General features: G+C 34.0%; 11 protein-coding genes. 8 read left to right on the top strand and 3 right to left on the bottom strand.

All coding sequences use genetic code 11. From position 1 onward, the window contains the following. Positions 1-84: 84 nt before the first annotated feature. From BPMYX0001_RS23710 to BPMYX0001_RS23735, 6 genes are all read left to right on the top strand, one after another. Positions 85-813, top strand: coding sequence for a glycosyltransferase family 2 protein (locus BPMYX0001_RS23710; protein ID WP_006096734.1), 729 nt, complete (start codon positions 85-87; stop codon positions 811-813). A 6-nt stretch (positions 814-819) separates the two neighbouring features. Continuing rightward, entirely contained in the window at positions 820-1,170 is a 351-nt protein-coding gene (locus tag BPMYX0001_RS23715; protein WP_033796605.1) for a DUF2304 domain-containing protein, read from the top strand. Positions 1,171-1,355: 185 nt separating this feature from the next. After that, the gene (locus BPMYX0001_RS23720) at positions 1,356-2,627 is read left to right on the top strand and encodes a glycosyltransferase family 39 protein (RefSeq protein ID WP_003202507.1); all 1,272 of its coding nucleotides are present in this window, start codon (positions 1,356-1,358) and stop codon (positions 2,625-2,627) included. A 189-nt stretch (positions 2,628-2,816) separates the two neighbouring features. After that, positions 2,817-4,064 (top strand): glycosyltransferase family 39 protein, encoded by a 1,248-nt coding sequence (locus BPMYX0001_RS23725; protein WP_033799273.1) that lies wholly within the window; start codon positions 2,817-2,819, stop codon positions 4,062-4,064. Positions 4,065-4,274: 210 nt separating this feature from the next. Next, entirely contained in the window at positions 4,275-5,729 is a 1,455-nt protein-coding gene (locus BPMYX0001_RS23730) for an oligosaccharide flippase family protein (RefSeq protein ID WP_006096737.1), read from the top strand. Between the two features lie 74 nt (positions 5,730-5,803). Next, the gene (locus tag BPMYX0001_RS23735) at positions 5,804-6,625 is read left to right on the top strand and encodes a glycosyltransferase family 2 protein (RefSeq protein WP_033799274.1); all 822 of its coding nucleotides are present in this window, start codon (positions 5,804-5,806) and stop codon (positions 6,623-6,625) included. A gap of 55 nt (positions 6,626-6,680) precedes the next feature. On the opposite strand, the gene BPMYX0001_RS23740 is transcribed toward BPMYX0001_RS23735, so the two are convergent. After that, positions 6,681-7,616: an NAD(P)H-binding protein gene (locus BPMYX0001_RS23740; protein ID WP_033799275.1), complete on the bottom strand. Its 936-nt coding sequence runs from the start codon at positions 7,614-7,616 to the stop codon at positions 6,681-6,683. A 54-nt stretch (positions 7,617-7,670) separates the two neighbouring features. Beyond that, positions 7,671-8,243 (bottom strand): TetR/AcrR family transcriptional regulator, encoded by a 573-nt coding sequence (locus BPMYX0001_RS23745; RefSeq protein ID WP_006096740.1) that lies wholly within the window; start codon positions 8,241-8,243, stop codon positions 7,671-7,673. Positions 8,244-8,372: 129 nt separating this feature from the next. Here BPMYX0001_RS23745 and BPMYX0001_RS23750 point away from each other — a divergent pair, with 129 nt between their 5' ends. Further along, on the top strand, positions 8,373-9,965 hold the full coding sequence (locus BPMYX0001_RS23750) for an ABC-F family ATP-binding cassette domain-containing protein (protein ID WP_003202496.1): 1,593 nt from the start codon (positions 8,373-8,375) through the stop codon (positions 9,963-9,965). A 54-nt stretch (positions 9,966-10,019) separates the two neighbouring features. Here the strand turns inward: BPMYX0001_RS23750 and BPMYX0001_RS23755 are convergent, their stop codons facing one another. Continuing rightward, positions 10,020-10,895, bottom strand: coding sequence for a TetR/AcrR family transcriptional regulator (locus BPMYX0001_RS23755; protein ID WP_033799276.1), 876 nt, complete (start codon positions 10,893-10,895; stop codon positions 10,020-10,022). A 300-nt stretch (positions 10,896-11,195) separates the two neighbouring features. Here BPMYX0001_RS23755 and BPMYX0001_RS23760 point away from each other — a divergent pair, with 300 nt between their 5' ends. After that, complete coding sequence (locus tag BPMYX0001_RS23760; RefSeq protein WP_033799277.1) at positions 11,196-14,306, top strand: efflux RND transporter permease subunit; 3,111 nt, start codon at positions 11,196-11,198, stop codon at positions 14,304-14,306. The last annotated feature ends 16 nt before the right edge of the window (positions 14,307-14,322 follow it).

Genomic DNA, 14,322 nt, shown 5'->3' on the forward strand with positions numbered 1-14,322 from the left:
ATGATATATTAAGTAAAGTATGCTTAAATTAGCTCATTTAATTTAATATCATTACATATTTTTTATATAGAGGATGGTGCAAAAATGTCTGTTGAAGTACCAATTTCAATACCGAAAACATTGATTATTATTCCTGCCTACAATGAAGAAGAAGCAATCGGAGATACATTAACAAGACTATTAGAGCTTAAACAACATTTCACACAATTAGATATTTGTGTTATTAATGATGGTTCACGCGACCGAACATCAGAAATTGTAAAAGAATTCCCAGTTAATATTGTAAATTTACCATACAATTTAGGAATTGGCTCTGCTGTACAAACTGGCTATAAATATGCTGATATAAACGGATATGACATTGCAATTCAATTTGATGCAGATGGTCAACATAATCCTGAGGACTTATACAAAATCATTCAACCTATCGCTGAAAATAAGTGCGATATGGTACTAGGTTCACGTTTTACTGAGAAAACAGCTTATAAAGGTAGCCTCTCACGCAGAATTGGTATTTTTTACTTTACAGCCTTATTAAAATTATTAACAAGACAAACATTTATGGATCCAACATCTGGTTACCGTGCAATTAACCGAAAAGTAATTGAAATCTTTTCTTATAACTATCCAAAGGATTATCCAGAACCAGAGGTCCTAATCCACTTAAAGAAAAAAGGTTTACGTATCAATGAAATTTCTGTAAATATGCAAGAAAGACAAGGAGGACAATCATCTATTACTCCTTTAAAATCTGCATATTACATGATTAAAGTAAGTCTCGCTATATTAATGCAAAAAATCGTGAAAGGTTGATCATAAATGCCAATAATTACCTTTTCGTTCATCTTCATTATCTTACTGTTTTTAATTATTATTAACTCCATTCGTAAAGGAGCCCTAGAAACAAAATACTCAATTCTATGGATTTTCGTTTGTATATCCATGGCTATCTTAAGTTCTACTGATAGAATTATAAATTGGATTGGGAAACTACTGAAAGTAGAATATCCACCATCTATTTTATTCTTGTTCGGCTTGTTATTTTGCTTTATCTTAATTTTTGATTTGACTCGAAAATTATCTAAACAACATCACCAGCTTGTGACATTAACACAAGAATATGCATTATTAAAACAAAAGCTAGCAAAAGCAAAAGAGCAAGCAGAATAAAAACTAAATACAAATTTCAAATTGATTTTCTCCTCTTATTTTATAAGTGGAGAAATTCTTTCTTTACTGGCAACAGCTAACCGGTTCTTTATTCTTTTTAAAATCTATTTATTTGAAGTTAAATTCATTCTTTTAAATGCATATTTTATTACAAAATAACAACCAATTTAAAGTGAGGTGTCCCCATGCTATCCAATAAAGTATATAAAGCGATGAAAAGTCCACTTTTATATATTTTAATCATTGCATTTCTAATGCATATGTACTTTTTATTAAAACACCCTGGATCTGTTTTCAATGAACCTGAAGTGTTTGGAAAACCTGTTTCGACTTACGGTTCTCTTGACGCCTCTAAATATTCAAATATGGCTTGGCAATTATTACATGACGGAATATATGGTTATGCCGATACAAAATCGAATGCTTTCGTAACTCCCGGTCAACCGTTGTATTTAGCTGGATTATTCCAAATTTCTGAATGGCTGCACATTGATCATATTACTTTATCACGTATTACGAATATGGCTTTGAATTTAGGGATAATTTCCATCATTTATGCTATCTCACAATTACTCTTTAAAAATATATTCATATCGTCATTAGCAAGTATGTTATACACAACATACTTTTCTGCTTATCATCTTTTTAGAACATTACTAACAGAAATACCATCTGTATTTTTCTTTATGTTATCTATACTTATTTTTCTGCTACTATTGCAGCAAAATAAATTTCGCCTACATGTTTTATTTGGGATTATTGCTTCTATCACATTAATGTTTCGACCTACACCCGGACCATTATTACTTCTCGCATGGGGCATGATGGTTTATAAGCATGGACTAAAAGAAGCTATTAAAATTGGGTTTATTTGGTGCATCGGTCCTGTTCTAATTATGGTCCCTTGGGTTATTCGAAACTTTATGGTGTTCGGAAAAGCCTATTTATTTTCTTCCCATGCAGGTGACCCTTTACTATCTGGTGCAAATCCGTTTTACTTATGGGATGAAAATAATATGACACAAGACATGATAAATGCAGGTTATCCTGACACATCAGAAGGTAAAGGTGATTATGCCAAACATTTAATTAAAGATGGCCTTACAAATCAATTCCCTATCTGGTTTTCATGGTTTACTATAGGAAAAACCATTTACTTGTTTAATGAAGCACACGCCTTAAATTTTTATACAAGTTATTTTAAACCTTGGATTATAAAATTCTTTGACTATCAACATCTCTTTGTTGTATTAACGGGATTAAGTTGCTTCCTTGCATATAGAAAAAACAAACAAATCTTGCTTTTATCTATTGTTGTACTCGTCTATATTGCACTTTCAAATATGTTTTTAGTTATGTCTAGATACGGATTTTTTATTATTCCTTGTATCTGTATATTAAGTGCCTTTTTCACTATTCAATTTTTCTCCTCTCTCTACAAAAAAGCAATACGATAGATTCTAAGATTGAATGTATAAAATATTGATTGTACAAAAGCGCTCTTTCACCAAAAGAGCTCTTTTCATAAATATATCAAAAAGATAAAAGTGGTTATACTACATAAAATAAACTATAATATAAGCTTGATAACATTCAATTCCTAAATAATGGTAATATATTGCTACATAAAAAGAAGGGGGACTATTATGTTGGGGCTTTTTAAAAAATTACCTAAGTCACTATATATCATTTTAACTTTATCTCTAATAATACATATTATTTGCCTAGTAAAACAACCCGGTGTAGATGCAGAACTAATCAAAAAAACGTATGGTGCCAATGATGCATATAACTATACATTATCAGCTCAGCAATTATTAGAACATGGCGTATTTGGATATGTATATATGGAACCAAGCGATCCACCTCAAAAAAATGCTTATGTAACACCTGGACAGCCTTTATTATTAACTGGGGCACTGATCATATCAAAAATAACATCTATACCATACTACTATGTTGGTACTGGTTTTAATACTATTTTTGATTTACTAACAATTCTCCTCTTATATTTAATTGGAAAAGAGTTGTTTGAACGGAAATCATATGGCCTTATCGCAAGCGGCCTATATGCTAGTTACTTTAGTATGTACCACTATTTCCGTACGTTACTGACTGAACCACCTTCTATGTTTTTATTATGTTTCTCAGTCTATGTATTTGTTCTAGCATGGAAGTATAACAAGGTGAAATTTCATGTTTGGTTTGGTATTGTAGTATCGATTTTACTAATGTTCCGACCAAATCCCGCACCTATGCTACTAATTCCAATGATTGTCGTTATCTATTCGTATGGAATAAAAGAATCAATAAAAATTGGCTTGCTTTGGTGTATTGGCCCTATCTTTATTATTGGAGCATGGGTATTCCGAAACTTCCTAGCTTTAAACCAATTTGTTTTATTCTCTACTCAAGGAGGAGATCCTCTCATAGCAGGAGCTGATCCATTTAATAAAACAGGCTATATCAATATCGTTAACGATATGAATGCCGCTGGATATACAGATAAATCAGAGTATGCAAAACATTTAATAAAGCAAGGCTTTTCTACTGACTTTACTTATTGGTTCTCCTGGTTTACTGTTGGTAAAACAATTGAATTATTTATACGACCATCTTGGGTAGGTAATTACTCCTTCTCTCTATTCGTAAAAAAATATCATCAACTGTTAATGGCTTTTACTGCTCTAAGTTCTTTCTGCTTTATGCTCAATTCCTTTAAGCACAAACGATTTATGATGTTAGTAAGCAGTGTGATCGTATACGTAGCATCTACAAATATATTCCTTGCTATAGACCGCTACGGATATTTCATAATACCACTGATATGTCTAATTGCCTCCTATGGTATTGTACGTATCATACAGGCACTTTCTAATTTAAAATATAGATAAAGCAAATGCCCCAAGTTTATTTGGGGCATTATTTATATCTCTTCCGAATCAACCAATGGTTGCTTTACAAAGTTTATGTGAGGTAAACTTATACCCGTAGTTATTAACTACAAATAATAATTGATTCATTAAGGAATCTATTCCAATAACTAATATGATTCACATGAAAGGTGCTTTATTTGACTTTCATTTGTATGGAAAGGTGAAATTATGCAAAAGTCACTTGTATCAAATATTTTCTATAAACTATTGCTCAATACCTTTAATATTATTCTCCCAATTTTAGTAGGACCTTACGCCTATCGAACACTCGGGGCTCCTTCAATAGGAGCAGTTAGCTCCGCTGAAACCATTTTTAATTATTTTTTCATTTTTGCTGTATTTGGCGTATACCAATATGGATTACGTGAAATTAGCTTAGTAAAAAATGATAAGAAAAAAGTTTCACAATTGTTCACAAGCCTATATGTAATTAACTTTACAACAAGTATCCTAGCTCTAGTGGCATTCGTACTCTTTAGTTATCTTGGATACGGCGATAAAAATTTATTTCCTGTACTGCTCATTTTCGGATTCAATTTTATTTCAAATTTGTTTTACGTAGAATGGTTTAATGAGGCGCATGAAAATTATGATTTCATTACGAAGAAAACGGTTATTGTCCGGCTTACTTATGTCGTGCTTCTTTTCACTTTAATTCATGGAGTGGATGATTATAAAAAATTCGCTGGTTTATTAGTCTTATCAACATTTTTAAACCATATCATTAGCTTTATATATGTGAAGCGTCAAGTTAAATTTGATTTTTCTAATTTAACAATTGTCCCGCATTTACAGCCCTTAGTATTAGTTGTTATCTTTTCAAACGCAAATATGTTATATACACAATTAGATCGCCTCTTCATATTAGAGGTTAATGGAGAAGCTACTGTCGCTTTCTATGTAATGGCCTTCCAGATTATGACTATTATTAACACACTTATGTTAAGTGTTGTCCAAGTTACAATTCCAAGGCTTTCTTATTTATCAGGAAACGCAGCTGAAAGAGAATATGAATCATTACTAAACAAAATTTCAAAAGTATATTTCATTACGTTGTTCCCAGCTGCTATTGGTTTAATGCTTATCGCTCACGGAGCTGTTATTATTTATGGCGGAAAGCAATATGCCGGAGCTGGTGACACATTAATGGTTTTCGCATTTTATATGATTTCGGTAGGAATTGAATCTATTTTATCCAACCAAATTATTTATGTGAAAAAGAAAGAAAGTATTTTAGTTCGCTTTTTATTCATTTGTGGCTTTATAAACCTTGTATTAAATTTTGCGCTTGTATTCTTCCATGTACTTACACCAACAACAGCAATTATTACAACAACGATTGCTAACTGTACATTGATTGTATTGGAATATATTTATATAAAAAAGAAATTAAAAGTAAATTACACATTATTCGATATGCAAAAGCTAAAATACCTGTTTTATTCACTAACATTTTTACCAATAGCATTCTTAGTGAATACGATAATTTCCGGACAAATTCTACAAGTTATCGTCACAATGTTAGCATGTGGATTGGCTTATGCACTTATCCTATTCATAGCGAAAGATGAAATTCTCTTTATGCTGTTAGACAAAATAAAAGCAAGATTTAAAAGAGCTTAATGTAAAATGACGTAAGAAATACAAACTATTTTCTGTATATGAACAAATGAACCCTCTTGAAGGAGCTGTTACAATTGAAATTTTCTTTAATCATGGCCACTTGCGGCAGACGTGATGACATTCTTGATTTGCTAAACTCATTAGAAAAACAAACTTATAAAAACTTTGAGCTCATTGTAGTTGACCAAAACGATACACCAATTTCTGATCTCTTTGCAGATTATAAAGAAAAATTTTCCATCAACTATATTTATACGCCTATTAAAGGATTATCCCGTGCCCGTAATGCAGGATTAAAAGTAGCTGATGGTGATATTATCGCATTTCCGGATGATGACTGTATTTATGAAACAAACGTGTTGGAAAGCATCCTAGAAACATTTAATAAAGATAAGGATATTCAATTTATATCAACAAATACTACAAATGTTGAAGGAACAGGCTCATTAGTGCATGCACCAGAAACAGATATTATTTTAAATGATAAATATGGATTCATGGGACCGTCTTTCACACTATTCTTTACGAAACAATTTGTGCAAGATGTTGGTACATTTGATGAAGACTTAGGTGTTGGATCAGGAACAATTTACGGAGCTGGTGAAGAAACTGACTTCGTACTACGCGGTATGAAAAATGGATATACAGGACTATTTAAAAAAGACCTATTCGTATACCATCCAGTAAAAGAAGAAGTCATTAATGAGCAATCATTAAAAAGAGCCATTTCCTATGCCGGTGGTTTCGGAAGAGTAATTCGTTTACATTATGGCTTCCCATACTTTTTACGTGCGGTTGCAGCCGCTACATTCCGTATGACGCAAAATATTTCGAATAATAAACGCAAATTCCATGCAAATCGTTTAAAAGGAATCGTTCGAGGTTATTTTAAATAGAAGAAAAAAGAAGAGCAGTCGTTCAATATTAGAACAGTTCGCTCTTCTTTTTTATCTAATTTCTCCCCTCCAAAAACAAAATAGTCTCCTTTAGTCCCTCACGGTAAGATGTCTTTGGTACTTCACCAATATAACTCTCATACTTTTCTCCACTCAATACAACCGGTTCTTCTGTCAAATACAACATTTCTACAAACTCTTTCATTTGTTTATCAAATAAGCCAAGCATTCCAATCATACGTTTTTTTACAGTCATTATAGGCTTCTTATATCCAGTTAATTCTCTTATATACCCAATCATCTCTTCCCCTGTAATCACACCAGAACCCGGTATGTTCCAGTTTTGCCCATATGCACTATCACGTAATGCTAATTCAACAATCGCCTTAGCTCCATCCGGCGTAAAAATATATTCCCTAGCAAGCTTCTTATCCCCGACAAAGCTAGATATTTTATTTGCAAGAACACCTTGTAACGTATGATGAACAAGCGTACTTTCTGCATTTGGCCCATAAAAATCTGGAAAATGAGCAGTAAGTACCGGTACACCAGCCTGTTTTGCCATCAATTCAAGCTGTAAACGAATTTTCCCCTTCTTTGTATGTGGATTCTTTACAGCCTCTTCCGTTACCTTCCCTCGTTCTTGTCTTCCATACGCATAAATATTATCTACCATCGCTAATTTAGCACCGTGATGTTTCGTCGTTTCTAATATATTTTTTAGTAACTCTGGCTGTTTTATCTCCCAATCTGTATACGGAATATTTACAGCATGAAAGATCACATCTACATCTTTAGCAGCTCCCATTATATCTGCTTGCTTAAATACATTTCCCGCTATTATTTGTATTCTTTCCTCATCGTAAAACAGCTTTTCTAGCTTCGCCCTATTTCTCGCAAAAGCAATTACATCAATCCCTCTCCCGCACAATTCCTTTGTAATTGCATATCCCATTGCTCCAGATGCTCCCAATACTAACGCCTTTTTCATCTTAATCCCCCTTTTAATTAACCACTGTTCAATTAATTGCAAAAAGAAAATCACTTACATAAGAAGCGATTTTGCAATAAAATTCACATGTGCTTTAGCTAAATCTTGTACATCTTCAAACGTTTGAACATTTCTACAATAATGCGATACAAACCCATGTAATGATAAAAAAACAGACCATATAGTCATTATGCTTACCTTTCCATTACATAAGGAAGATATAACATTAGCGAACTTATCATAACTAGCATTTGGCTCATCTGCTAGACATTCTTTTAATTCTTCATCTTTAATCAAAAACATAATTTCATAATGACTTTGATTTCGTAGACCAAATTCAATAAAACCTAATAACACTGCTTTTAATTGTTCTTCTCGCTGTAAATTTTGAGCAATCGTTTCATCTAGCCTTTGATCCAATAATTGAAAATCTTGTTCAACCATCGCATAAAAAAGCTCTGCTTTATTTTTAAAATGATAATAGATTGATCCATGACTATATCCTAATTCTGCTGCGATTTTACGCATTGAAGTATGCTGATACCCTTGTTTTATAAATAAATCCCTTGCTGCATTCATAATCATTTCTCTTGTTAATTCTTGTTTAACTGCTCTTCTTGGCGACATTTCTCATACCTCACAATTTAATTAACCACCGTTCAATTACATTATATTCTTTTTCCAAAAAAAAGCAATCCTATTTTTGAAAAAATATACATTTTGAAAGGATAGCATTATATCCGAGAATTTAGTATCATGATTCAAGGTACTATTTTGAAATGGACGGAGGACATTATGAGCTTATTAACAGTTGAAAATTTAGGTCATACATTTGGTGATCGTACACTATTTAAAGACGTATCAATGCGCTTATTAGCAGGAGAACATGTTGGTTTAGTTGGTGCAAACGGCGTTGGTAAATCAACATTTATGAATATTATTACTGGACAACTTATCCATGATGAAGGACGCGTAGAATGGACACCTGGTACACATTACGGATATTTAGACCAACATACAATATTAACACCGGGCAGAACGATCCGTGACGTATTAACAGATGCGTTCTTACCTTTATTTGAGAAAGAAAAAGAACTCAATATCGTTACTGAGAAAATGGGAACAGCTACGCCGGAAGAATTAGAAGAACTTCTTGATCAAATGGCAGAGATTCAAGATGCACTTGAAGCAGGTGGTTTCTATTTATTAGATATTAAAATTGAAGAAGCTGCACGTGGTCTTGGAATTGATGCAATTGGATTAGACCGTGATGTTTCTGCATTAAGTGGTGGGCAGCGTACAAAAGTATTACTTGCAAAGCTATTACTGGAACAACCAGAAGTACTATTACTTGATGAGCCGACCAACTATTTAGATGTTGAACATATTCAATGGTTAACAAATTACCTAAAAGAATATCCACATGCGTTCCTTTTAATTTCCCATGATACGGAATTTATGAACAAATGTGTTGATGTTATTTTCCATCTAGAATTCTCAAAAATGACGCGTTACACAGCGACATATGAAAAATTCCTAGAGCTAGCTGAAATCAATAAAAATCAACATTTAAACGCTTATCAAAAGCAGCAAGAATTCATTAAAAAACAAGAAGATTTTATCGCAAAAAACAAAGCTCGTTATTCTACAACAGGTCGTGCAAAGAGTCGTCAGAAACAACTAGATCGCATGGAGCGTATTGATCGCCCAGAAACAGCAATTAAACCAGAATTCTCTTTCAAAGAATGTCGCGCAAGCAGTCGCTTTGTCTTTGAAGGTGAAGATGTAGAAATTGGATACACACATGCATTATTACCAAAATTAACGATGACAATTGAGCGTGGAGAAAAAATCGCGATTGTTGGATGTAATGGTGTTGGTAAATCAACATTATTAAAAACAATCCTAGGTAAAATTAAACCATTAAGCGGGAAAACAAGCCTTGGTGATTTCTTAGAACCTGCATACTTCGAACAAGAGGTAAAAGCTGAGAATTTAACGCCCATCGATGATGTATGGAATACATTCCCAAGTCTAGATCAGCACCAAGTTCGGGCAATGTTAGCACGATGTGGTTTGAAAAACGAGCATATTTCTCGTCCATTAAGCCAATTAAGCGGTGGAGAGCAAGCGAAAGTCCGTCTATGTAAATTAATGGGTGAAGAAAGCAACTGGATCCTGTTTGATGAGCCAACAAATCACCTTGATGTTACAGCTAAAGAAGAATTAAAAAAAGCTTTAAAAGCATATAAAGGAACAATCCTTCTTGTATGTCACGAACCAGATTTCTATGAGGATTGGATTACAAAAGTTTGGAACGTAGAAGAATGGGCACAATCTAATAACTAATAAAAAAGGGGATCTATTATGATCCCCTTTTTATTATGGATGAACAAATCCATCCTATATAACTTTTATATGATAATACCCAGCTAATCTCAACCGAAAATCCTTCAAATCATCGTAAGCTTTTAAATTAGCGAGCATCCCTTGAATAACTGGAACTCTTGGATTTAGCAACCTCATTTCAGCTTCGAGAACATCTAAAGTAACTAACAACTCATCATTTTCTAATTGATCTGCTAATGTACGTTTGAACATAACAATTTCCTGTAAAAAATGCTCTTTTGCCTGCTCTTTAATAAGCTCTGAACTACAAAAGAATTGTCCCAGCTTTTCTTCATGTAAAACAGGCGTATCCTTAGATTGTACAAGACCTGCTACAAGATCATCCACCCTCTTTAAAATAAATGATGAAACATGAAATAAATCTATTTCAGCTACATTTAAAATGATTAACTCTAAATAACCCCTGCATACCCCTTCTACCATAATAACAAGATCTAAAAGATATGGAGTAACCTGTCCACCATAAATTGATAATAAACTATTTCGATAAAATGCATGTGACTCGAGCTTCATTCTCATCATAAATGCTTCTACTTCTTTATTAAAAGGAATTGCATTTTCTCTCGCGTGCATAATAATGAATTCCTTATGTTTTTGTACATCATTAAATTGACAATGTAGTTGTTTTTCAAACTTTTCACGTGGCAGCAATGATTCTCCATCAATAGCCATCATCTTTTTATGGATTTTGTCATAATAATATCGGAGTGTCGCTAATAACAATTCATCTTTCGATTTAAAATATAGATAAAATGCTCCTTTTGATATACCGCATGCTGTTACAATCTCTTGTACCGACGTTGCGTTCACACCTTTAGTTGCAAATAACTTCATTGCCATTTCTATAATTAAACGTTCTTTTTCTTTCATATTTTCTCTCCTAATTCGATCTCGCATCATAAAATTTCACCTTAACTTTATCCCGCATTAACAGGCAGTCCCTCCACCTCTAGGTTCAGAGAGAAACGAGGAAGATAGATAGAGGATAAATGCCTGTAAAAGCCCAATTGGTAAGGACTAACTATCAATGAGGGATGAAGAACCCTCCCCACTGATGGAAGTTTCCCTTTATTATACCATTCCTTTTCATTGACGACTGACCAATCAGTCAGTTATATTATGTATTAGACTGACCGATTGGTCAATACACGTTAAAAAGGGAGCGCAAACATGAACAAAATCATTAACTTTTCTTTAAAAAATAAGTTCGCAGTTTGGCTACTAACCATTATTGTTACCATTGCAGGGATTTACTCCGGCCTTAATATGAAGCTAGAAACAATTCCTGACATTACAACGCCAGTTGTAACGGTAACAACGGTTTATCCTGGTGCTACACCAGCAGAAGTAGCTGATAAGGTATCGAAACCGATGGAAGAACAGCTGCAGAATTTAAATGGCGTGAACGTTGTAAGTTCTTCCTCTTATCAAAATGCTTCGTCTATTCAAGTAGAATATAACTTTGATAAGAATATGGAAAAAGCTGAAACTGAAATTAAAGAAGCACTTGCAAATGTAAAATTACCAGAAGGCGTGAAAGATCCAAAAGTTTCTCGAGTAAACTTTAATGCCTTTCCTGTTATTTCATTAAGCGTAGCAAGTAAAGATGAATCTTTAGCTGCCTTAACTGAAAAGGTTGAGAAAAATATTGTTCCAGGACTAAAAGGGCTCGATGGCGTTGCATCTGTTCAAATTGCTGGACAACAAGTAGATGAAGTGCAACTCGTCTTTAAAAAAGATAAGATGCAAGAATTGGGTTTAAGTGAAGATACTATTAAAAATATCATTAAAGGTTCTGATGTATCTTTACCACTTGGTCTCTATACTTTTAAAGATACGGAGAAATCAGTTGTTGTAGATGGTAATATTACAACAATCAAAGCTTTAAAAGAAATGAAGATTCCTGCCGTCCCTTCAGCAGCAAGTGGTCAAGGCAAACCAGGAGCAGGAGCTCAAGCGCCACAGATGAATCCAGCTGCAGCTAACGGAATTCCCACTGTTACATTAGAAGAAATTGCTGATATTAAAGAAGTAGGAAAAGCCGAATCTATTTCGCGTACAAATGGAAAAGAAGCAATCGGTATCCAAATCGTAAAAGCTGCTGATGCAAATACAGTTGATGTCGTAAATGCGGTCAAAGACAAAGTGAAGGACTTTGAGAAAAAATATAAAGACTTAGAAATCATCTCAACATTTGACCAAGGTGCACCGATTGAGAAATCAGTTGATACTATGCTTAGCAAAGCAATATTTGGTGCCATCTTTGCTATTGTTATTATTATGTTGTTCTTACGAAACATTCGAACAACATTGATTTCTGTTGTCTCTATACCACTTTCTTTATTAATTGCTGTTTTAGTATTAAAACAGATGGATATTACACTTAACATGATGACGCTTGGAGCGATGACCGTTGCCATTGGGCGCGTTGTCGATGATTCGATCGTTGTTATTGAAAATATTTACCGACGCATGTCCTTATCAGACGAAAAATTAAAAGGTAGAGACTTAATTCGTGAAGCGACAAAAGAGATGTTTGTTCCGATTATGTCTTCAACAATTGTAACAATTGCAGTCTTTTTACCTCTTGGACTTGTAAAAGGTATGATTGGTGAAATGTTCTTACCGTTCGCTTTAACAATTGTCTTTGCCTTGTTAGCTTCATTACTTGTAGCAGTTACAATTGTACCGATGTTAGCACACTCTTTATTTAAAAAGGAAAGTACAAGAGAAAAACAAGTACATCATGAAGAAAAACCAAGTAAATTAGCAAATGGCTATAAACGCCTGCTTGGATGGGCATTAAACCATAAAATCATTACATCTAGCCTTGCTGTTCTTTTATTAGTAGGTAGCCTTGCACTTGTACCAATTATCGGTGTAAGTTTCTTACCATCTGAAGAAGAGAAAATGATTATTGCAACGTATAACCCTGCACCAGGGCAAACTTTAGAAGATGTTGAAAAAATTACAACAAAAGCTGAAAAACACTTCCAAGATAAAAAAGATGTAAAAACAATTCAGTTCTCATTAGGTGGAGAAAACCCAATGAGTCCAGGTAAAACAAATCAAGCTATGTTCTTCGTTCAGTATGATAATGACACAAAGAACTTCGACAAAGAGAAAGAACAAGTTATTAAAGACTTACAAAAGATGACAGGAAAAGGTGAATGGAAAAGCCAAGACTTCGGAGCAAGTGGCGGTAGCAATGAAATCAAGCTGTACGTATACGGAGATAGCTCAGAAGACATCAAACCTGTTGTTAAAGATATTCAGGACATCATGAAAAAGAATAAAGATTTAAAAGATGTTGACTCTAGTATTGCAAAAACATACGCAGAATACACATTAGTCGCTGATCAAGAAAAATTAAGTAAGATGGGGCTAACCGCTGCCCAAATTGGAATGGGACTTTCTAACCAACATGATCGCCCTGTCCTTACTACAATCAAAAAAGACGGTAAAGATGTTAACGTATATGTAGAAGCAGAAAAACATGATTATCAAACAATTGATGATTTAACAAATCGTAAAATTACAACACCACTTGGCAACGAGGTTGCTGTTAAAGATGTTATGACTGTAAAAGAAGGTGAAACTTCCAATACAGTAACACATCGTGATGGTCGCGTTTATGCAGAAGTAAGTGCAAAATTAACATCTGATGATGTTTCTAAAGCATCTGCTGCTGTCCAGAAAGAAGTAGATAAAATGGATCTTCCTTCTGGTGTAGATGTTTCTATGGGTGGTGTTACAAAAGATATTCAAGAATCATTTAAACAACTTGGCCTAGCAATGTTAGCTGCGATTGCCATTGTATACTTCGTTCTTGTCGTTACATTCGGCGGTGCACTTGCACCACTCGCAATCTTATTCTCGCTACCATTTACAATCATTGGTGCCCTTGTTGCCTTATTGATTTCTGGTGAAACGTTAAGCGTATCGGCAATGATTGGTGCCCTTATGTTAATCGGTATCGTTGTAACGAATGCAATTGTTCTCATCGACCGTGTTATTCATAAGGAGCGCGAGGGGCTATCAACACGCGAAGCATTGTTAGAAGCTGGCGCAACACGCTTACGCCCAATTCTAATGACTGCAATCGCAACAATTGGTGCCCTTATCCCGCTTGCACTAGGATTCGAAGGAAGTGGATTAATTTCTAAAGGTCTTGGAGTAACGGTAATTGGTGGGTTAACAAGTTCAACATTACTAACACTTCTTATCGTTCCAATTGTTTATGAGGTACTCAGTAAGTTTAAAAAGAAAACAGTAGAATAAAGAAATAGCCTCGCAA

It is taken from the genome of Bacillus pseudomycoides DSM 12442, from assembly GCF_000161455.1.
In the GTDB taxonomy this organism is placed as follows: domain Bacteria; phylum Bacillota; class Bacilli; order Bacillales; family Bacillaceae_G; genus Bacillus_A; species Bacillus_A pseudomycoides.

Coding starts and splice junctions, on each gene's coding strand:
- BPMYX0001_RS23710 (WP_006096734.1), top strand. CDS start 85: ATGTCTGTTGAAGTACCAATTTCAATACCGAAAACATTGATTATTATT.
- BPMYX0001_RS23715 (WP_033796605.1), top strand. CDS start 820: ATGCCAATAATTACCTTTTCGTTCATCTTCATTATCTTACTGTTTTTA.
- BPMYX0001_RS23720 (WP_003202507.1), top strand. CDS start 1,356: ATGCTATCCAATAAAGTATATAAAGCGATGAAAAGTCCACTTTTATAT.
- BPMYX0001_RS23725 (WP_033799273.1), top strand. CDS start 2,817: ATGTTGGGGCTTTTTAAAAAATTACCTAAGTCACTATATATCATTTTA.
- BPMYX0001_RS23730 (WP_006096737.1), top strand. CDS start 4,275: ATGCAAAAGTCACTTGTATCAAATATTTTCTATAAACTATTGCTCAAT.
- BPMYX0001_RS23740 (WP_033799275.1), bottom strand. CDS start 7,616: ATGAAAAAGGCGTTAGTATTGGGAGCATCTGGAGCAATGGGATATGCA.
- BPMYX0001_RS23745 (WP_006096740.1), bottom strand. CDS start 8,243: ATGTCGCCAAGAAGAGCAGTTAAACAAGAATTAACAAGAGAAATGATT.
- BPMYX0001_RS23750 (WP_003202496.1), top strand. CDS start 8,373: ATGATTCAAGGTACTATTTTGAAATGGACGGAGGACATTATGAGCTTA.
- BPMYX0001_RS23755 (WP_033799276.1), bottom strand. CDS start 10,895: ATGAAAGAAAAAGAACGTTTAATTATAGAAATGGCAATGAAGTTATTT.
- BPMYX0001_RS23760 (WP_033799277.1), top strand. CDS start 11,196: ATGAACAAAATCATTAACTTTTCTTTAAAAAATAAGTTCGCAGTTTGG.